This window comes from Roseococcus sp. SYP-B2431, assembly GCF_004336745.1.
Lineage (GTDB): Bacteria > Pseudomonadota > Alphaproteobacteria > Acetobacterales > Acetobacteraceae > Roseococcus.
Map to the genome: position 1 here is coordinate 1 of NZ_SJXD01000029.1, position 20,661 is coordinate 20,661.

Annotated in this window: 14 protein-coding genes and 1 tRNA gene; 2 read left to right on the plus strand and 13 right to left on the minus strand. The window is 68.2% G+C overall.

The genetic code is table 11. The features are described 5' to 3' along the window. Positions 1–140 precede the first annotated feature (140 nt). Both EJV46_RS20050 and EJV46_RS20055 read left to right on the plus strand, forming a co-directional pair. Positions 141–371 (plus strand): hypothetical protein, encoded by a 231-nt coding sequence (locus EJV46_RS20050; protein WP_206020886.1) that lies wholly within the window; start codon positions 141–143, stop codon positions 369–371. Between the two features lie 334 nt (positions 372–705). Further along, the gene (locus EJV46_RS20055) at positions 706–1,227 is read left to right on the plus strand and encodes a hypothetical protein (RefSeq protein ID WP_131550506.1); all 522 of its coding nucleotides are present in this window, start codon (positions 706–708) and stop codon (positions 1,225–1,227) included. Positions 1,228–1,306: 79 nt separating this feature from the next. On the opposite strand, the gene EJV46_RS20060 is transcribed toward EJV46_RS20055, so the two are convergent. From EJV46_RS20060 to EJV46_RS20115, 13 genes are all read right to left on the minus strand, one after another. Next, a complete protein-coding gene (locus EJV46_RS20060; protein ID WP_131550507.1) occupies positions 1,307–5,953 on the minus strand; it encodes a hypothetical protein in 4,647 nt (1,548 codons plus the stop codon). Positions 5,954–6,495: 542 nt separating this feature from the next. Further along, a tRNA-Phe gene (locus tag EJV46_RS22945) sits at positions 6,496–6,564 on the minus strand. Positions 6,565–6,915: 351 nt separating this feature from the next. Then, a complete protein-coding gene (locus EJV46_RS20065; RefSeq protein WP_240782672.1) occupies positions 6,916–7,932 on the minus strand; it encodes a TAXI family TRAP transporter solute-binding subunit in 1,017 nt (338 codons plus the stop codon). A 14-nt stretch (positions 7,933–7,946) separates the two neighbouring features. Then, positions 7,947–9,755 carry a hypothetical protein gene (locus EJV46_RS20070; protein ID WP_131550508.1) on the minus strand — a complete coding sequence of 603 codons (1,809 nt, stop codon included), beginning with the start codon at positions 9,753–9,755 and terminating at the stop codon, positions 7,947–7,949. A 220-nt stretch (positions 9,756–9,975) separates the two neighbouring features. Beyond that, positions 9,976–10,671, minus strand: a complete 696-nt coding sequence (locus EJV46_RS20075) for a PEP-CTERM sorting domain-containing protein (RefSeq protein ID WP_131550509.1) — start codon at positions 10,669–10,671, stop codon at positions 9,976–9,978. A gap of 155 nt (positions 10,672–10,826) precedes the next feature. After that, positions 10,827–12,293 (minus strand): exosortase A, encoded by a 1,467-nt coding sequence (gene xrtA, locus EJV46_RS20080; protein WP_131550510.1) that lies wholly within the window; start codon positions 12,291–12,293, stop codon positions 10,827–10,829. After that, entirely contained in the window at positions 12,290–13,507 is a 1,218-nt protein-coding gene (locus EJV46_RS20085; protein WP_131550511.1) for a TIGR03087 family PEP-CTERM/XrtA system glycosyltransferase, read from the minus strand. The genes xrtA and EJV46_RS20085 overlap by 4 nt, the downstream gene beginning before the upstream one ends. After that, positions 13,507–14,604: a FemAB family XrtA/PEP-CTERM system-associated protein gene (locus EJV46_RS20090; RefSeq protein WP_240782673.1), complete on the minus strand. Its 1,098-nt coding sequence runs from the start codon at positions 14,602–14,604 to the stop codon at positions 13,507–13,509. The genes EJV46_RS20085 and EJV46_RS20090 overlap by 1 nt, the downstream gene beginning before the upstream one ends. A 2-nt stretch (positions 14,605–14,606) precedes the next feature. Continuing rightward, on the minus strand, positions 14,607–15,539 hold the full coding sequence (locus EJV46_RS20095; RefSeq protein WP_131550512.1) for an XrtA system polysaccharide deacetylase: 933 nt from the start codon (positions 15,537–15,539) through the stop codon (positions 14,607–14,609). After that, the gene (locus tag EJV46_RS20100; protein WP_240782674.1) at positions 15,536–16,501 is read right to left on the minus strand and encodes an AAA family ATPase; all 966 of its coding nucleotides are present in this window, start codon (positions 16,499–16,501) and stop codon (positions 15,536–15,538) included. The genes EJV46_RS20095 and EJV46_RS20100 overlap by 4 nt, the downstream gene beginning before the upstream one ends. Positions 16,502–16,510: 9 nt before the next feature. Next, positions 16,511–18,220: a TIGR03016 family PEP-CTERM system-associated outer membrane protein gene (locus EJV46_RS20105; protein WP_165585632.1), complete on the minus strand. Its 1,710-nt coding sequence runs from the start codon at positions 18,218–18,220 to the stop codon at positions 16,511–16,513. Next, positions 18,213–19,151, minus strand: coding sequence for a hypothetical protein (locus EJV46_RS20110; protein ID WP_131550514.1), 939 nt, complete (start codon positions 19,149–19,151; stop codon positions 18,213–18,215). Before EJV46_RS20110 ends, EJV46_RS20105 begins: the two co-directional genes overlap by 8 nt. Further along, complete coding sequence (locus EJV46_RS20115; protein ID WP_131550515.1) at positions 19,148–20,659, minus strand: XrtA system polysaccharide chain length determinant; 1,512 nt, start codon at positions 20,657–20,659, stop codon at positions 19,148–19,150. Before EJV46_RS20115 ends, EJV46_RS20110 begins: the two co-directional genes overlap by 4 nt. Positions 20,660–20,661: the final 2 nt, after the last annotated feature.

Sequence of the window (20,661 nt, forward strand, 5' to 3'; positions counted from 1 at the left end):
AACGCGCCACCCTGGGCTTCACCGAGCGCGGCATCGAATGCCTCAAGGAACTCATCGCCGATCAGAAGCGGTGACCCCCGGCCCGATCCCGGCACTCAGCACCCGCGGCCTTGGCCGGATGGATACGGGCAGGGCGCGTGATGAGCCGCAAGGCTGCGCACCGACAGTTCACGCGAGTGCAGATGGAGGAGTGGCTGCGCGGGCGCGGCGTGCGGCTGCGAGGTGGCGATCTGGACGAGAGCCCGATGGCTTACCGTCGGTTGCCCGATGTGTTGACGCGGCACGCGGCGAGCATCCGCGTCCTGCATCAGTTCAGGCCCATCGGTGTCGTCATGGCCGGACCGGACATCGTCGATCCCTTCAAGGACTGACGGGTGCCTTCATCACCGGCGCGAATCGGCCGGTTCACACCATCCCCGCCGCCTGCTTCGGCCGTCGTAAGCACGAGCGAAGCCCTCTCGCACCATGATGACCGCCAATTCGCGGCCCCGACGATCTCGTACGACTGCCAAGGTCCGGCGAACCGGTCGCGTCCGTGGCGCTCCAGAATGATGCCGTCAGCGATGAGTTGGGAAAGGCGTGCCTGCGCGGCACGGGCGGCCTGAATCTCGGTCGGACAGCGCCCGTGCATTTCGGGAGCACCAGACCCTGGATTCGGACCCGCTCGGAACCACAGCGGAGCGTGTCGCCACGCGGCGCTTTCTCATGGTGGAGATGGATGCAGGGATGGAGGACCCAACGCGGCGGCCGTTCCGCGGTGACTTCCTCGCCGACCTGGAAGCGGAGCGCGCGACGATGTTGCGCGATGTGCTCACGATCTGGCGCTGGGGGCGCCTGCAAGGCGCGGCGCTGACCGAAGGTGCACCCATCGGCAGCTTCGGCACGTGGGCGCGGTGGTGCCGCGATCCACTGAGCGCGCTCGGTTGCGCTGATCCGGTGCTTCGCCTCTCGCAACTCAACGCCAACGATCCGCGGCGACGGGAGATTGCCGAGCTCTTCGCGGCGATTTCGGCCGCGCATGGCACCGACTGGTGGTCGGTGAGCGAATTGAAGCAGGCGGTGCGCGATGTGGCGGACCCGAACAGCCGGGGGCGACAGTACATGGCGAACCGCATTCGCACTCTGGAAGGCACACGCGCCGCCGGCTTCGTGCTGATCCGGTATGCGCCTGAAGGCAAGCACTCGCCAGATCGATATCGGCTACAGCGACATGAATCCCAAAGTTAATCGGGGATTCGAGGCATTTCAACTCAAGTCACGGAGCTGCGGATCCCCGTGCATTCAGAGATGTCTTGAGGCTTGGTGCTCAGATGAGGCCAGGTCGCGTCTTTCCCCAAGGACCCACACCGTCGATGGGCTCACGATCTAAAAACCGGTTTGGCAGCTTCTCTTCACGCTTCTCGACAGCCCGCTGCAGCTCCTGCCTATTCACCTCCAATTGGACCTCTTTTAGCCGTCGAAGCGGTAGCATATTGGTCATAGCTGCTCGATCAGAGGTCATCCAAAGGTAGGCCCGCCGATCCGCTGCTGCTTGGAACAGCGTCCATGCAGCGTAGCTTTCGCCCCTGTCCTCGGCCCGGAGGAACTTGCCCCACCAATACTGAGCGAAGGCGTCGCGCGCTCGAGATCGGGCTGTCGTATGTCTGAGTGAGGCGGCACTCGTTTGTATCTTCCCAGCAGGCCAGGCGTCCGGTTCGTTCAAGCCGATGCCAGTCGTGAACCCCCGCAGGCGGACAGCGCGCATCTGTCGCCATGTCTCCGGCGCAACAGCATCCTGTTCGATAGCTTGATCGAGCCAGTCACGCCGGTCGGCAGCTATTGCGGCAAATGCGATATCGAACAGTTGACTATCCGTCGACGCCCGATTGAGGGCGAGCAATTCGTTTCGAAGGGCCGTGACTGGTTCGGAATCGGGCGCCCGAAAAAGCATGTGCACCGTCTCCTCTACCCCGCCGTGTCCTACATAGCGGATCGGTGCGACCTGGGTCAGCACGAGCCAGAGCTGCTTACCCCTCTGCGGATCTAGATCGAGGAGCGCCTCGCAGAGTGCAAGGTAGAGCCCCTGAGCGATCACAATCCGCGATCGCATTGCTGAGGAGCCATTTTCGAGGCCTTCGAGCCAAGCGTCGATCTCTCGCGGGGCTTGCGACACGAGCGCCTTCATATCCGCCACATCGACCTGCGACAGGTAAAGCGATGCCCCCTTTGCCCGTGCCTCATTGACTCGCGCAATGGTGACGTCGACCGCGCGCCTATCAGCGTCGCGTCGCTCCTCCGCTGATAGCCGTTTACTGGGACTGAAACTTTCATCATTCCGCAGCGTGATAGAAAATCCACCCTGTTCGTTGCGAGTCCGGTCGACTGTCAGCAGACCGCCAGGGATTTCGGGCGTGACGGAAACATTCAAAATAGACCGACCTAAGACTTCCGCAGCGAGGCGTAGCTCTGCAGCATCTGCACCCCGCCTACGAGCCGCCCAGACCAGTAGACAAGGCGCGAGCTTCGGTAGCAGTTGATCAAAAGGCATCGCAGAAGTCGCGTCGACCAGAGACCGCGAACCGTATTCACTTACATAGGCGTTCTCTTCAGAGACCGACCAAGACCAATTCACGGCGTTGAGATGCGCCCCAAATCGACGGCTATCTTTCTCAGTTAACAATCGAAACAGCAACCCGCGATGCGGATTATCCGCGTGGTCAGACGCGGCCTGTAGCCAGTTCCAAAGCCTTTCGCTTTCCGATATAGACGCCTTGAAGAAGAGACTCATCAACACGCCGGCACGATCAGAGGTTGTATCGGGGCCGTGCCGATCGAGGAGCGCTTCAGCCTCCTGAATCGTCATGCGCTCCAGGACGCACATGAGTTCTGTGGATAGGTACTCAAGATCGGCGGCAAGGATCTGCCGGGCCTGTTCTGCGCTCGGCTTCCCGACCAACTCTACCAGTAGGAGACGTGTGCGCGCCCATGTCTCCGACGCCATCTCGGTATGGGCATCGGGCGCCTGTCTCAAATCGTAAGCAGCTTGCGCATCTTCCGGCTCGGTCAACAGGAGGGCAGATGGGGCTCGAATCGCTCTCCAGTAACGAGACTCCGGCGCTATAGGGCCGCGTAGCTTTCGGTGCAGCAAGCGGGCTAAAGCTTCCGGCGAGCATCGCGCTACTGCTGGTATGAGACGCTCGAAGTTGTGGTCGCTGAGCGTTCGTGATCCATGGCTTTCAACATCTGATAGGTCGAACTGATCGGCTGCGGCCACCACTTCGACGATGAGTTCCGGGGGCAACGCGAAATTAGGGTCAAGAAGGAAGTCTCGGGCACGTTCGAGACGACGCAGCAACGGCGTTTCCGTGTCGCAGAGTGCGGCAGCCGCGTGCCTCTGTTCGAGGGGAAAAAAACTTGCTGCCGGGTGAGGCAGATAGTCACTCTCATATGTGATCCATCCATCTAGGTCCGGATCGAATTCCTTCGCATTATTTTCGTCAGTTTCATGGCCGGTCAGATACAGCAGTAGCGAAGCGACGCGAGCCGGCAGCCTTGCGTCAATGCCCGTCTCGACAGGCAAGTTTCGGACAGCCAAGGCTCTCTCGCGCAGGGCTGTCGCCGTCGCGTCCGCATCCCTGTCATTGAAGAGGCAAAGCCACTTCAAACCCTTCCATGGCGAAGAATGACCGCGAATGGCGAGGGCAATGGCTGCCGTTTCGAAAGTCGAGATTGCGGTCGCTAGCGAAAAGCCCTCTAGAAGGGAAGCGACACTCATTTGCAGAGCCTCGTCGTCGTCATCTAAAGCGAGCCGCACGCGATGGCCCAACACCACCATCTCGCCTTCCTCAGAGGTTCCGAGGCGCGTTTGAAAGCGCGCCGCTCGTTTGGCGTCCATGGCGTCGTCCGAACCAACGCCGAGGCGTTTCCGATCCATGGAGATAACGCTCAGCCACTTTGCGGTTCGGCCTAAGATTACGTTTCTCACCTCGCCGTCATCGCGTGGAATCGCCCGCAAAGCATTGAGGGCGTCCAAGCGCGCTCCCGACTGATTGTAACCGGTCGTCTGCTCCACTGCATCCAACAGCGCGAGGTGAAGCGGTCTCGCCATCCCGGTAATCTCGCTCCGGTGCGGTTCGGCGAGATTCTGTGTCGTCAGCCATGCAGTGAGTAGCACGCTAAGCGCTAAGTCAGCGGCCTGAGCACCCTGCGCAACCAGGATCGATACCGCCGCCCGCAGGATCTCCGCACGCTGATCCAGGCCTGAGATGGGATCCAGCCATTCATCGAGCTTCTCGGAAACCGCGCCACGCCCGTGGGGTGTCGTCACCTGGACGAGTTCTAGTAGTGCAAGGCCGAGGGCATGTGCGACTGCTTCGGGCTTAAAGCGACTACGTCCTAGTGGCCCATCTTCCGCGAGCTGGCCGTCAACAATGTCGTCCAGTCGGGCCTTGATGTCACCGGTGCTGAGGTCGGCGCGGTGCAACGAGTCAGCTAGGGCTCCTCGAGCCATCTCGGTCACCCCATTGCGGAAGTGTCGAGCGATGCCAGCCAACCAGGTGCGCCATTCCTCTTCGCTGAAGGATCGGCTCTGGCGCTTTCCCTCTTCGTCTCGACCGTACTCCCAGAGCAACCGGTGCAGTGTCATTTCGCCCCCGTCGGGAGCGGCGTGATACCTCGCCACCAAGTCGAATAGCCGTGGCGTGCGGGCGAGATGCAGAAGCTCGGCGTTCAGCTGTTCGCGTCGCATGCCGGCCTGAGCCAGTCGTTTATCAAGCTCCACGTCATTGAACGGTCCGACCTCGACCTCGACGGGCCGGTCTACAAGTACGCGCAACCGCTTCAAGTGGCCCTTGAAATAGGTGGGCCGGGCAGTTCCGATAACTCGGACATGGTTCAGAAAAGGATCGTCCTGGAGCGAGGCGAACAGTCCCTCCCACGGCGCTTCTGGCTGCTGGTTGAGTCCGTCGATGACCATCAGCACCACCGGCCCGCTATTCGTTGGGCGCTTCAATAAGCGGCGCGCTCGTGTCTCCCAATGTGACGCGTCCCGAATGCCGCCGCTCGCTTCATAGAGCTGTTCTCCGAGCAGCCTCATGGCCGCATGTCCGCTGCCATTCCGCGCCGCCGCCGCTGCTGAGGCAGGCAGAAGAAGTACAATCGGAAGGTTATCGAGACGATCGATCGTCCAGTCTAATGCGGCCCAAGTTTTGCCGACGCCTTCCGGCCCGATGATCAATGCCAGGCTGCGGTCGGCCTGGTCCCACCACCCCGACAGCTCCGTCGCAACGCCCTCACGCCGCACCACGAAAGCCGCGCCGCCGGCGACGTTTTGATGCATGGCAGCACGCGCCGTGCGAGGATTGTTCCACATCTTCTGCAGTCGTTCCGCCGCAAGTCGGCGGATACCCTCAAAGCCGAGCGCCCACGCCTGCAGATCAGCTTTTAGGGATGCCAGCTTGGCGACGCAGGCGACTGTCAGTGAACGCGTGAGGTCGGCAGCGGTCTTCGAATAGAGCTTCTCGACAGTGTCGGGAGCTGACGTGCAGAGAGCCGCGAGCAGCGGCAGCCCTGGCGACTTCCAGTCGATGACTAAGATTGGTAGTGCCTCACGCGCAGCCTTCGACCGCAGGGCGTCCTCAAGCTGTTCGGGGACCTCACGCGTTGTCGCCAGGATCCAGACTTCGAGCGCAGCGTCCCGATCAAGCGCGTGATCAATCTCACCCAGCAACTCCCGTTCGTTCAGCGAGGTGGAGTCGGCATAGCGCTTGCACTCGATCCGAAGCGATCGGCTTTGTCGGCCACCAACCCCACTATCGGCTCCATGCTGGAATCCGCTCTTGGCCACGGCGACGCTGATCCCGAGGAGATCGCCGATGAGGGCAGCAATGAGATGCTCGAAAGTCTTTGGGAGATGCTGATCACTTTGGAGCTCAGCTTTGAGCTCTTCGAGAGCCTTCTGTTCATTCGATGTCATGAAGAGTCTCGATTGTTGGGCGGCGACCGGAAGAGGTTACGATAATAGGAGACCTTGGCAAGAACGGCTGAAAGTAGCGGCGGCCGAATAGTCGCCACATGCTTCCGCCCCGAAGGCGCGGCGGAGCCGCGGGCGGGCAGCTGAAAGCCTCACTGCATGGATCGCCTTCGTGGCATCGTGCGAGAAGGCATCAAGGGCATCAGGGTTAGCATCAAGGTCAGGTAAGGTGCTGGGATATTTGTCCTGCTCCCCGATGCTCCTTATGCTCCCCGATGGTTTCGAAGAGGAAAGGTCAATAGTGCCTTGCATCGCCTGAAGGGGGACTTTCCCCCCGTTACCCAGGGTTCGTGTGGCCGTGACCGGGCCGTCGCGGGGAGGTCAGCGGGCGTTCCCAGGCGTGTTACCTGCCATTCCGCCTTTGCCGACACCTTGCGACGGCCGAATGCGTCGCCCCGCAAATGCTCGAAATCGCGAAGCGTGGTAGCCCGGTGGTAGCCCACTAGCGTTGGCTCCGGAGACGCTTCCCACAAGTGATTGAAAAATGGTGCCCAGGGGCGGAATCGAACCACCGACACTGCGATTTTCAGTCGCAATTTCGTCCGCCCTGAACTCTGCTGCCAAATCTTGATATCGCCGCCGGAGGACAAGCGTTGGCTTCGCCACGTTGGCACCCATCTGCTTCCATGGGCACGGCGGCTTGAAGCCGCCATTCCGCTTTCAGCCACAAGCGGCCAAATCCTGCCAGGCTCGTCGTTAGTTCCAGCGAAAAGCCTGGGGATTAAATCGCTACCTCAATGTATTGGGATCGTTGGGTGCGTGTCCCCGCATCCCAACCAATGACAAAACAAAAGCCCGTCGCCAAAAAGCGACGGGCTTTCCGCGTTCAGCACCCTCGCAGCCAAGCATTAAGACCATCCCAGCCGCGCCTCCCGCGGTCGCAACCAAGCCAGACAACGCACAGGCTATTCCCGGGCCTGCATCGTCTGCCTCGCCGACGGGAAGCGCGTCCAGCCTGGCACCACGGCGGCCAGGTTCACCTCCCGCCACTTCGGATGCCGCGGCGGGCGTAACAGCCTGTCGAAGTTCGCCGTCAGCGCCTCGACGAAGCGCGACACCTTCGCGTGCCTCTCGGTGTTCGGGGGCCAGCCATAGGCCGCAAGTACGGCGCCCACCGCCACGGTCTCGATGCCGTCCTGCGGCACCAGGGCCGGATAATCCGCGGCCGTGAAGCGGGCCGGTAGATAGGTCTCCAGCAGGGCGGGCTCCGGCGGGACCGCCAAGAGGCGCAGGCCCTCCTCAGCCCGGATGCCGGTGAACAGCCGCGCCGGCTTGCCCGCTACATAGATCAGCGCCGCGATCTCGCCGCGCCGAAGCCGCTCCAGCGCCGTGTCCTGCGGCTCGTTGCGCTCCTGCACGGCAATGCCAAGCGCGCCCAGCAACAGCGAGGCCGTCATGGCCGTGCCGCTGCCGCGTAGATCCACATTCACCGCCTTGCCCGCGAGGTCGCGAGGCGAGGCGATGCCGGGGCCCGCGAGGATATGCACCTCCTCGTCGTAAAGCTTGCTGACGTATTGGATGAGCCGGTCCACCATCGGGAAGAGCCGCTCCCGGCGGGCATAGGCCAGCACATCCGATTGCACGATGCCGAGGTCCACGCCACGCAGCGTCATGATGTCGGCGATGTTCTGCACCGAGCCCCGGCCGATCATGGCGATGACGCGGAGTTGATCCGCATTGTCCAGCACGGCGGCCAGATCGGCGGCGATGCGGATATAGGTGCCATCGACCCCGCCGGCCATCAGCCCCACCGTGCCCGCATTGGCACGTGCTGTCAGGGCATTGAGTCGCGCGACCGGGTTCGGGACCGGCGCCTGGGCTGCCGCCTCGCCCGCGGCACCGGCGGCGGTCATCGAGAGCAGCAATCTGCGCCGGAAAGCGCTGAGGCCCGGCAGCAGCTGGGAAAGGTCGTGCCTGCTCATGGAATGCTCCTGCGTCAGCGGGCTTCCTCCGCCCTTTGGTGCCACTGGCGTGCCTGCTCCGGATCCGGCCGGATGCCCCGCACGCCGAGGCGGTTCAGCACCTCGGCTTCGAAACTTTGCGCCATGGCCCGGGCGGCGGCCGCGCTCCCTGCCGCCGCCGCCCGCGCGTAGAGCAGCCGAGCCCCGGAGATATCCCCCCGGGCCAGCATTTCGTCGCCGCGCGCGATGAGCATTGCGATCACGGCCGGGGACAGAGTCGGCGCCGTCGGCGGGACGGCGACCACGCCGGAGGCCGGCGCGGGCGGGACGGGGACCGCCGGCGCCGGGACCGCCACGACGTTGGCTTCCGGCGCGGGAGGGACCGCCACTACGCCGGGCTCCGGCATCGGCGTGGGCACCCGATCGGCCGGGATGGGCACCGCCGAAGGCGGCTCGGCTGGAAGTGGCCCGGCTTGCGGGGCGGGAGGCGGATCGAGCGCGGGAGTCGGGGCCTCGGCGGGCGCCAGGCGATCCATCGCCGGTTCGGGACTGATCTGGGGCGGCAGGTCCTGCGGAGGATCGGGCGTTATGGCCGGCTCGAAGTCCGGGACCGAAGCTTCGGCAATCCGCGGTGCCACGGCGTGCTCCTCGGGCGCGGGCTGGGCGGCGGCGAGTTGCGCGGGAAGGGGACGGAGCTCCTCGGCGGGAGGGAGGCGAAGCCGTGCCGCCGACCGCGGCGGCTCGGGGGGAGAGGGCGGGTCCCCCGGTTCCGGCGAAGGCGGGGGCGGAGCGGCCAGAGGAACGAACAGATCCAGAAGGAGCGCTTCGTCCTCCGGCAAGGGGGCCCAGGCATCCTGGAGGCGCAGCGTCGCGTTCTGCGCGCCGGCCGGCGCGTTCGGGGGCGGTCCCGTGGCGGGCTCCGCCATGGGCTCCCCAACGGCCGGGACTGCCGCGTCCGCGGCGACGGGCAAGGCCCGGGCGATGCGTCCTTCCACCTCCGGCGGCTCGGCCGGACCCGCGCGTGGAAGCGAGACGAGGCCAGCCCTCCACCCCTCCGGCCAGGAGAAGTGGTGCGAGAGCCCGATCGCGGCGGCGAGGCCTGCCGCCAGAAGGAGCCACCAGGCACCCCGCTCTTGCGGGGACGGTCCGGAATGGGCCGGCAGGGCCTCGATGGCCGGTTTCTCCTCAGGCTCGACCTCCGCCCAGGGCTCCGGGGGCGGGATCCTGGCCTCAGGCTCGGCGACGGGATCCTTGGGCGGTGCGCGCGGAGGCTCGACCGGCTCGGCCTCCGGAAGGGCGGAAAAGTCCCATTCCTCGCCCGTAGGTGGCGCGCCGAGCGTATCTGGCGCTGCGGATGCCGGCTCCGACTCGGGCCAGGGCGTCTCGACCGGAGCGGTCCCGGCCCTCGGGACGTGGACCGTCGCTGCCGTTTCCAGCAGTAGGGCCCGCTGCACGAGCGCGATCCATTCCCTTCCCGCGATCTCCATCGGCGACTGGGACCTGAAGCCCGGATCGAGGACCAGCGACAGCCGCCACAGGTCGTCGACCCCGAGCACGCGGTGGATGACCGGCAGGTGCCCGGGAAAGGCCTCGGAGAAGCCAACCGCGTCCAGCCTGTCGCGCAGCCGCTGAACCGGTTCCGGATGCGCCCGCAGAAGGTCGACGAGAGCGACGCCAAAACCCGGATGCGCCAGCGCGAAGTCGATCTCCACCGGCGCCAGGGCCCCGGCGGCTCCGCCGGGCTGCAACACCTCCCATCCCAGCCCGGCGAAGCTTGCCGCCATGGTTTGCTGGTCGTCGCCGCCGGCGGATGGACCGGGCGTGAGGTCGGAAATTTTCCCCATGAATCCCCGCGGCTCAGCGTCGAAAAGGAAGGCTCCGATCAACGCAGGCGCAAATCATTTACGTCAGACGAAAGTAACGGCTTCCATAATGCGGATATTATTGAATTCCAGGCAGGTACCGTCAAGAAAATCTGTGGGCATCCAACAGATAACAGCATGAAAGCCGACAAACCGGCCGGCGGACGACCATCCGCCGGCCGGCTTCTACGCGACGTCTGGTTTACTTGCGGCGCCGGGCGCCCCGCACGAAGCCGAAGCCGAGCAGCGCCGAGCCCAGCAGGGCCAGCGAGGCAGGCTCCGGCACGCGGACGATCTGCGCCGAGGATTGCAGGCCGGCGAAGCGGTCGGTGAAGGTGGCCGTGATCACCACCGTCTCCGAGAAGAGCGCGTTGGTCAGCGCCACATCCGCGAGGATCGGCGGCGAGGCGTTGGTCGGCCCATCCGTGTAGGTCTGCGTGGCGATCTGGGTCGTGCGCGCGAAGGCGCCGTTGCCGTTGTCGACATAGCTGGTGAGCGTGACGCTATCCACGTTCTCGCCGTTCACCAGGAAGTTGGAGGTGAAGGTGGTCGCCAGCAACGCGAGCAGGCCGCCGGCCGAGCTGGAACTCAGGCCCGTCTGCGAGAATTCCACCCGGATGGTGTGCGTGCCGAAGAATCCCTCGCTGGCCGAGATGGTCGTCGTCTGCGCGAGGAGCGAAGGCTCGGCCACGAAGGGCGCGCCGAAGGCCGTCGCCGACACGTTGAAATGAGGCGTGGCTCCGCCCGCTGTGAGGGAGCCGTTCGTGGAGGAGGTGGAAAGTCCTCCGACAAGGTTGTTGTCGTCATAGACGCGGAACGACAAGACCGGCGCTGCCTCGGCGGCGCTGGCGAGGCCGAGGCTTAGCAGGCCAAGTGCCGCAAACAGATACTTCCTCATTTGGATAATGCTCCTTGGCTGACAGAAACCGCGAAAGCCGCGGCCGCTTTACGGTTAGCAAGGTGCATGCCAGGGAATTTTCGTAAGGAAATCAGAATTTTACAACCTCACGGCGCGGCTGTCGGAGTTTATGTCAAGTTTGCCGACAGGCCGGGTCAGCGTCGCGAGCGCGCGGAGGCCTCGTGCGCAAGCCCGTCCTCCTGGAACGCCAGCACGGAGCGAAGAAGGCGGAGCTCCCGCGCGGGGTCGGCCCCGCCGGAGGGGAGGAGCTCCACGAGGGCGACCACCGGCCGGCCGCCCTGGCCGAGCAGCGCGTTCCGGGCCTGGGTCGCCCGCGTGCGCAGCCCGTCGCCGGCCGGCGCCCCGTCCAGCCAGGCGCCTACCGCCACGGCCCCCGCACGGTCGCGGCTCTGGCGGCCCTGCCAGCGCATGCCCGGCCCGGACACGTCAAAGATCAGCGCCTCGTCGTCGGAGCCGGCGGCCTGCCGGCGCGCGGCGGCGACGGCCGACCAGTTCGTGCCGGGCGCGAAGAGGATCAGCGACGCCCGGAGAGTCGCCGTGCCGCATCGCAGTTCGAGGCCCTGCGCCTCGCAGCCGGCCGGCGCGGCCAGCCGGGCCGCCTCGCGCCGTGGCGGCGGATTGGCGGCATCGAGGGCCGAGGCGGCGACCGGCCCGGCGGCGGCGAGGCCGAGGGCCAGCAGCGTCGCCGCGCTGAGGCGAGAGGGGGAGGGCGGCCTGGGAGGCGCGGCCGGCCTGGGCCGGATCGGCTCCATGCCGTCCTGCCGGAAGGGCAGGCCCGCCAGGATGAGCAACGCCATCACGACTGAGAAGAAGACCCAGCCATAGACGAGGTGGTCCGCCGCCGCGGCCTCGGCGCTGCCCATGTGATGGCCCATGAGGACGATGGCGAAGGCTCGGACGCCGTTCGCCGCCAGCGGCACGGCCACCGCCAGCACCATCACCAGCAGTCGCCGCCAGGTGTCGCGGAACATGGAGAGCGCGTAGAGCGCGCCGAAGGCGATGGCCGCGATGAGGAAGCGCAATCCGGCGCAGGCCTCGGCGACGAGGAAGGTGCCTTCGGGAATCTCGATCACGAGCCCGTCGGCGTGATGCGGGATCCCGAGCAGCCGCAGCCCCACCAGGATCATTTCCAGCGTGATGTCCTGCAGCCAGGGCGTGGCGAACTCGCCGAAGGGCACGAGGAAGACGAGATAGGCCAGCGGCGCCGCCATGGCCCGCACCACACGCCATCCGTGGGTGGCCAGCACCAGGACCCAGACCATGCCGAGCGCCGCCATCTGCCGCGCTTCCATCACGCCCAGCCGTTCCGCCACGAGCCAGGCGGCCGCGCCGCCCAGCGCGAGCACGGCCGCCGCCGGCATCGGCTCGGGCGCTAGGCCGGCCAGGCGGTCGCGCCGCGTCCGGGCCAGCCAGCCCGCGATGGGCAGCACGAGCCAGCAATGGCCATAGGCGCTGGACCGGTCCCAGGTGGACACCGCGGCCGCCACCTCGGCGGCGAAGAGCGTCCCGAGCACCGCGAGGCCCAGGCCCAGCGCGATCAGGCCGCCCTGCCAGGCCGCGAAGCGCGGCAGCGCCAGTCCGGCCGGCCGCGCGAGGCTCACGCCGGCACGCGCTCCCTGGCCCGCGCCGGCGCCAGCGCGCCGTCGAGCCGGAGCAGCGTGGCCCGCCAGTCATGCGTGCCCATCACCGCCAGGCGGCCGGCCGCGCCGAGTCCGGGGTGCTGGCCGTCGAGCACCTCGCGGACGCGCCGCACCGTTTCGAGGGCGCCGGAGGCGACCAGGAGATCACGCCCGGCCCGCGCCCGCACGCCCTCGAAGGCCTCCGGCGAGGTGACCACCGGCCGGGCCATCGCCATGGCCTCCAGCACCTTGTTCTGGATCCCGCGCGCGATGCGCAGGGGGGCCACCGCCACGGCGGCATGGGCGAGGTAGGGGCGCACGTCCGGCACCGTGCCGGTGACATGGACGTTGCGCAGCTGCGCCAGCGCACGGACGGCGGGCGCCGGGTTGGCGCCGACGATGTGGAACTGCGCGCGGTCGACCATGGGCATCACCTCGCGCGCGAACCAGCAGACCGCCTCCACATTGGGGCGGTAGTCCATGGTTCCGGTGAAGACGATGGCGCGCGTGCCGGGGGTGAAGGGATTCTCCCGCGGCACGGCGGGGTCGAAGCGGCCCAGGGCCACGCCGTTGTCCACATGGTCCAGCCGGCCGGCGCATTCGGGGGCGAGCGCGCGGAAATGCTCGGCCTCGGCGGCGGAGACAAAGAGGGTGCGCTCGAAATCGGCCGCCGCCTCGCGCTCGAAGCGGAGCAGGGTGCGGGCCTCGCGCGCCCAGACCTGCCGCATCGGCGGCCGGGCATCGGCGGCATAGGCGCGCCACTTCTCAGAATCGACGTCCACCATGTCGAGCACGCGATGCAGGCCGGGCTGCCGCGCGCCCATGACATAGGGCGCCATGGCGGAGGAATAGACGAAGACCGCGTCATGGCGTCCGTGCGCGAGATGCGCCTCCGTCCAGGCCCGCAGCCCCGGCTCGTGGAACCAGCCGAGGCTGAGCGGCCGCCCGCGGCGCGTCGCGAGCACGGCGCGCGCGGCCGCCTGCAGCCGGGTGCCGGTCCAGCGCGCCTCGACGGTCTCGCAGACCTCCTTCAGGGCGGGCACATGGTCGAAATCCGCTCGGTCGTCGACGAGGCAGCCGAGGTCCACCGCCCAGTCCCGTGCCAGATGCTCGAGCATGTGCCAGGCGCGGATCTTGTCCCCCTTGTCGGGCGGAAAGGGGATCCGGTGGCAGAGGAAGAGGAGACGCCCGCCCATCAGCCGAGCCCCCGCACGATGGATGGGCCGATGAGGTTGGCGAGGCGGAGCGGCAGCCGCCGCCACGCCTGGATCATGAGCCGGTACTTGGGGTTGGAGGGGTTGTTCTCCGGCAGGGTCGCGCCGTCCCGCAGCCGGTAGCAGTAGTGCAGCGGCTCGGGCGTGAAGCCCCAGTTGCGCTTGAAGTCGAAGGCGCCGGTGTCCTTCTTGCTGCGGCCGAAATCGAAGAGCCGCGCGCCGCGCTCGGCGCCGGCGCGGCGCATCACCTCCCAATAGAGGAAGTCGTTGGCCGCGAGCCCGCGCGCGGCGCGCCCGCCGCCGCCGTAATAGGGCAGCACCTCGTCGCGGAAATGAAAATTCAGCACGGAGGCGACCGGGCGGCCCTCGTGCAGCACGGTGGTGACGTCGTGCGCATTGGGAAAGGCCTCCGCCAGCAGCCGGAAGTAACGCCGCGGGAAGACCGGCGTGCCGAGCGCGTGTACCATCTCCGCATAGACGCGGTGCAGCACGTCCGTGTCGCTGTTGGACACGCTGGCGAGGCCGTTCTGGATCCCCTTGCGGACCATCGCGCGCTGCTTGCGGGGGATCGCCTTCAGGTCGGCCTCCGCATCGCCGGTGATGGCGCGGCGGAAAGTATAGTGCAAGGCGGGGCGCTCGGACCAGCCGGGATCGGCCGCGTCCCGCCGGCGGAATTCCAGCAGCGGAACGCCGGTCCGCCGCATGAGCGCCAGGGCGTGATCCTCCAGCGCCTGCGCCGCCTCGGGCGTCACGGCCACGGGCCCGCCATAGACGCAGAAGGGCGTGGAGATCAGTGCGTCGCCGAAGAGCCGGCTGCGCATGCGGGCCAGCGGCAACACGCCGGTGACAACGCCGTCCTGCTCGGCATAGGCGTAGTGCGTCGCATGTCCGAAGGCCTCGCGAATGACCTTCCGCCAGGCCGGCAGGTGGAAGAAGGTGGCCTCCGGCGTCGTCCGCACGAACACCTCCCACACCTCCTCGGCGCCCTGCGAGGCGTGATCGTCAAGTTCATGGATGCGCACGGCCGCAGCGGCGCGCGGCGTCCGATTCGGCGCGAGCCTCGGGAGGACCATGCTCATCGTCAGCTCGCCATCGCGTGCAGCTCGGCGGAGACCGAAGGCGGGCCGATCTCGCCGGCATAGACATCCTCCATGGTGCTCCAGGCGAAGTCGCGCAGCAGGCGCGCGAGCCGCGGCGGCATGCGGGCCACGCCCGTGTAGTGGCGGAAGCGCGAGAGCCGGTTGGCCTGCCAGACGCGCGGCTGCGCCGCGTCGATCTCCCAGGGATGGAAGTAGAAGATGCCCGGCCGCCCCTCGGCCTCGTTCACCTGCCGCAGCCCCGCGCGGAAGAGGCGATAGGGGGCCAGGCGGAACCATCCCCCGCCCGAGCAGGGCAGGTTGCGGCCGAAGGCGCGGCAGGTGGTCATCGGCAGCTCCACCACGCCGTCGGGACGCGGGCGGTGCGGCAGGCGCGGGGTCTCCGGCGAGCCATAGAGGTCGTGGCGCACCGGGAAGACCGAGGAGGAGTAGCGGTAGCCCTCCTCGGCCAGGATGCCGTGCGCCCAGGGCGTCGCGGGGCCGATGGAGAAGGTCGGAGCGCGGTAGCCGGTCACGGCCACGCCGCCCTGGTCCTCGAGGATCGCGCGGGCGCGCCGGATGTCGGCCCGGAAGGCGGCGGGGCCGATGCGGTCCACGCGCTCATGCCCGTAGCCATGGCTGGCGAGCTCGTGCCCCGCCTCGACGATGCGGCGGATCAGCCGCGGATAGCGCTCGCCCACCCAGCCGAGGGTGAAGAAGGTCGCGCGGATGCCGGCCTCGTCGAAATGCTTCAGCACGGCCTCGGTGTTCGCCTCCACCCGGCAGGCCAGGAAATCCCATTCCCCGCGCGGGATCGCATCGGCGAAGCCCTGGACCTGGAACCAGTCCTCCACGTCCACGGTCATGGCGTTTCGGAGATGGGCGGGGGGCGGGCAGATGATGGAGGCGACCTCGGGGGTGATCGCGGTGTGTTTCATGTTCGGGTCCTCGCGCCGTCGAAGAAGATCTCGGCCAGGCGGTTGAAGATGCGTTCCCGGTGTCCGGCGTTCCGCTCGAGCGCCTCGACGCGCTGCTGGACGTCGCGGAGCATGTGCTCGTGCTCGCCCGAGGGGCGGCCCGGCCGCGGCAGCGTCGAGCCGAGATCCTCCTCCAGCTCTAGGGCAGTGGCCTCGACCATGGGTGCGCTCAGCAGCTCCGCCCGCTCCAGCATGCCGCTCAGCAGCACGCGCGAGCAGAGGCGGTTGATGCGGCGCGGCAGGCCGTCGGAATGGCGATGGACGAGATCCAGCGCGCTCGGCTCCCAGGGCGGATTCTCGTCCCAGCCGACGGCCCGCATGCGGTGCTTCACATAGGCGTGCGTCTCCTCGCAGGAGAGCGCGCCGAGATGGTAGCTGGCCAGCACGCGCTGGCGGAGCTGGTCGAGGTCGGGGCTGGCCAGGGTCGCGCGCAGCTGCGGCTGGCCGAGCAGGATGGTCTGCATCGGCGCCTGCCCGCCCTCCGTCACGTTGGAGAGCATGCGCAGCTCCTCCAGCGCGTCGGTCCTGAGGCCCTGGGCCTCGTCCACGATGAGCAGGAAGCGCCGGTCGCCGGCCCGCAGCGCGGCGGTGATGCCGCGCAGGACGGAAGCCTTGTTGCCGTCCGGATCCGTGCCGAAGGCGGCGGCGGCGAGGCGCAGCAGGTCGTCGCCCGCCACCTGTGTCGTGCTGATCCGCGCGACGGCGAAGCCGCCCGGATCGAGCTCCGCGCAGAGCCGCTCGACCAGCGTGGTCTTGCCCGCCCCGACCTCGCCGGTGATCACGACGAAGCCCTCGCGCTGCGCGATGCCGTAGGTCAGGTGCGCATAGGCGCGCGAATGCACCGTGCTCGGGTAATAGAGCCGCGCATCCGGCGTCATCTGGAAGGGATGCTCCCGCAATCCGTAGAATTCCGTGAGCATCATGCTTGTCCCCTAGAAGCTCTGGCGCAGCGCAACGAGAATGAGGTTCTGCGTCGCGCGGCCCGTGCTGCGCTGGTCGCTGCGGCTGCTGGTGGCGATCTGCATCGTGCCCAGGAGGCGCGGCTGCAGCTGGTGCGAGAGGGTGACGCTGCCGGTCACCACGTCGCCCTTGCCGAGCAGGCCGCTGCTGAACTGGCCGTACTGGGCATAGGCGAAGGCCGTGGTGCGCTCCGAGAATGAATGCGCCCAGGAAATGCTGCCCGAGGTGCCGTCCTGGTCGAAGCCCACGGTGCCGGGCGCGACCGAGACCGGCGTGCGCTCCTCGTTGGTCACGGTCAGCGCGATGGTGTCGCGCGGCCAGGACTGCGAGAGGCTGGCCGAGGCCGCGCGGATGCGCATCAGGCTGCTCTGCGCGCCGAGGAAGGAGCTGGCGAAGGGCTGCACGGCGGGCAGGCCGGTGGCGAGGTCGATGGGATTGCCCAGCTCGTCGAGGGAGGTGGTCGAGAGCAGGTCGGCGGCGCGGCCGGCGCTGCTCGTCAGCCGCTCGCTGTAGCTCGCCGAGAAGCGCGTGCGGCCGCCCAGGGCGAGCGAGGCCTGCAGGAAGGCGGAATTGAAGCCGTCGCGCCGGCCGTACTTCGCGACGATGCGGCTTTCGTCGGAGAAATCGATCCGGACTCCCGCGGACCAGATCGGGCCGTCGATCCGGATGCCCGGGATGCCGGCATAGCGCTGCTGCTCGTAGCCGCCCTCGAGCAGCGCCGAGACGCCGCGGATGATGGCGTAGCGCCCTTCCACCGAGGCGTTGCGACGATAGGCGCCGTCGAGCACGCCGGTGCCGATGTAGCTGGTGCTGTCGAGCCGGCCCTCGAAGGCGAGGCGGCCGAGGTCCGGGCCGCTGCGTCCGACCGCGTAGAACTCATGGGCGGTGAAGTGCTGGCTCGTGAAGGTCGGCAGGCCGCCGGGCGTCAGCGAGATCTGCGAGGCGTCGGCGCTGCTCCGCTGGTCCACGTATTGGAAGGCGTAGCCGGCCTGGACGGTCGCGAGGTCGCCGAAACGGTGCATCAGATAGGGCGAGATCTGGAAGCTCGTCGTCTGCACCTTGTTCTGCCGGCTGGTGACAACGGTGGATTCAGGCGCGATGCCGCCGGCGATCGTCTGCACGGCCGAGGCGCCGCGGACGTCCAGGTAGAGCAGCCCTGGCACCAGCGTCGCGAGGCCCTGGCCGTTGAAGCGCTGGTCCATGCGGTTCTGGCCGGGTGTGTCGGCGTAGAACTGAATATTTGGCGCGTAGTTCAGCACGCCCTGGAAGCGCGAGGTTTCCGCGCCGAGCAACAGCGCCGGCGTGATGGTGGTGATCAGGTCGGCCTGGCGGTTGCGGACCGTCTGGAAGACGTTGTCCGTGCCCATCAGCTGCACGCCGATGCTCGGCGTCACTGTCCAGCGGCGGCCCGGCTCCGGCTCGGGCTGCGGCGGTGGCGCGCCGGCCGGCAGGCCGAAGCCGCCCAGGCGGACCTCCGGCGACGTCGCGGGCAGCGCCGCCTCGCCGGCGAGGGCGGCGGCGCGCGTCATCGGAAGGGAGCCGGGCCCCACCTCGGAGGGCAGCGGCGGCGCCTCGGCGCGCGCCGGCACCACGCCGGCGAGGAGCGCGCCCGAGACCAGGGCCATCCCACCCAGGATCGGCCGGTCTCGGGAGGGTCCCGTGGCTCTCAGGACTTCAGGCATGCTTGGCGGCTCCATATTCCCCATGGGCGCCGAAGCTATCATTTGTGGCGAGTCGCGTGCGATTGAGAAGAAGCTGAAGAACCGGGCAGGCTTCGACCAGATCGAGCGCCGCCTCGATTTCCTCCCGCTGGGTGGATTCCGCGCGGACCACCATGATGACCTGCCCGACGATGGAGGCCAGCGCCTGGGCGTCGCTGGTGGACAGCGCGGGCGGCGTGTCGAGGATCAGCACATGGCGCGGCAGCGCCGCGGCCAGGGAGCGGATGGCGGCGGCCAGCGCGCTGGGGTTGGGCGTGCGCGCGGCGCTTTCCAGAAGCCGCCCGTGGGGCAGGAAGGACAGGCGCTCGATCGCGGTGGGCCGCAGCAGCGTCTCCCGCGGCCGGTCCGGATCGGCGGCGAGCCCAAGCAGCCCCGGCTCGGTCAGCACGCCGAGGCACGCGCTCAGCGAGGAGGCGCCGCCGTCGACATCGATCAGCAGCACGGGCTGCGAGGCGGTGCTCGCGATGCTGGCCGCGAGGTTGAGCGAAGTAAAGCTCTTGCCTTCCTCGCGCCGCGCGCTCGTGACCATGATCAGCCGATGCCGGGGAGCGGCCCGTGCCTCGCCCAAGGCGGGCTCGATGCCGCGCAGCAGCTGGTGCTGGACCACGGCCAGCTCCTCCATCAGCTTCGACCGGCCCGGGGCGTCGACGGCGAAGGCGAGGCCGGCCTCCTGCAGCCGCGCCATGGGAATGACCGGCAGGCGCTGCAGCGCCGCGGCGGGCGGCGCCTGCGCGGGGCGCTCGGCGGCCTCCGGCACATGGCGATGGCCCGCCGTCCCGACGGAGACCACCGGGGCGGAACCCAGGGCGGCCGGGCTGGGAAGGGGCGAGGTGCCCATCGCCTCGAGGGCGCGCTCCACCAGGTGGGCGCGCTTGGCCATACCGGCGTTCATGCGAACATCCTCGCCACGACGAAGGGGCCACCGGCGAGGACCACGCCGAAGACGAGAAGGAGCATCGCGAGGCCACCGGCGAAGCTGAGGCGGCCCAGGAGCACGCCGCGCCGGGGCGGCGCGGAGAGGGCGCCGAGCACCGCGGGACCGAGCCGCCGGAGATCGTGCACCGTGTAGAAGGTGCGATCGAACTGCACCAGCACGAAGGCCAGGGCCGCGCCCGCGCCGAGCCCGACGGCCAGGACGCCCGCGGCCAGCAGCGGCCGGTTCGGGAAGACCGGCACCGGCGCGACCGAGGGCGGGTCCACGACCTCGAGCCGCACGCGATCCGAGCTGTTGCGCGCGGCACCGCCGAGCTGGAGCGATTCACGCCGGGCGAGCAGCTCCTCGTAGTTGCGGCGGAGCACCGTGTAGTCGCGATCGAGGTTCAGGAACTGCGCCTGCACCTCCGGCTCGCTCCGCATCACGTTGTCCAGCCGCGTCACCTCCTCGCGGCCCTCGCGCTCCTGCCGCTCGAGAGAGGCGATCTGCGTCTCCACGTCGACCAGGCGCAGCCGCATCTGCTCATAGGCCGGATTGGCGCGCGACGGCTCCCGCGGCGTGGCCGGGCCCGGGCGGGCGGGGCCGCCACCGCCGGAGGAGCGCAACGCGCTCACGATGCCGCGCGCCGCGACCACGTCGGGATGGGCGTCCGTGAAGCGCAGGCGCAGCTCGCTGAGAGCGCGCTCGGCCTCAGCCAGGCGGGAGCTGCCACCGCCGCCGCCGCCCGTGGCTGCCGTAGCGGTGGGCAGCGATTCGAGCTGCTGCCGCGTGAGCTCCAGCCGGCGCCGCTGGTCCTGCAGCTCGCCGCGCACCTGCTGCAGCCGCGCGCGCGCGGCCTCGAGCCGGGTGACGCCGCCCAGCGCGTCGGAGGGCAGGATGTCGATGTAGCGCGTCTGGAATTCCGCGCGCCGCCGCTCGGCCTGGCGCAGCTGCACCTCGTAGGAGGAGATCTGCTGCGAGACGAAGGCTCGCGCGTTATCCATCTGTTGGCGGTCCGTCAGTGTCGCGGCCTCCATGAAGAGGTTCAGCGCCGTCTGGACGACATCCTGCGCGACGCGCGGATCCGCGTCGCGGAAGTCGATGGTGAAGAGGTTGCGCGTCTGCGTCGTGATGCGGATGTCGCGGGCCAGGCTCGTCATCAGCTTCTCGCGCGACAGATCGTCCTGCACCCGCTGCTCGAGCGCGCTGCGGTTGATGATCTTCTCGAGATTGGGGCGGCTGAGCAGCGTGCGCTGCAGAATCTCGACCTGGCTGGCGGGCGTGCTGTCGATCGCGATCCCGCGCAGCAGCGGGCCGAGGATGGCATCCGCATCCGCATAGACGCGCGTGGTGGCGGCATACTGGTTCGGGATATGCGCCACGACGACCCAGCCCGTCAGGCAGACCACCCAGGCGAGGCCGAGGGCGCGCCAGCGATGCCGGGCGCCGGCGGCGATCGAGCGCCGCGCGAGTGCGATCGGGTGCATGC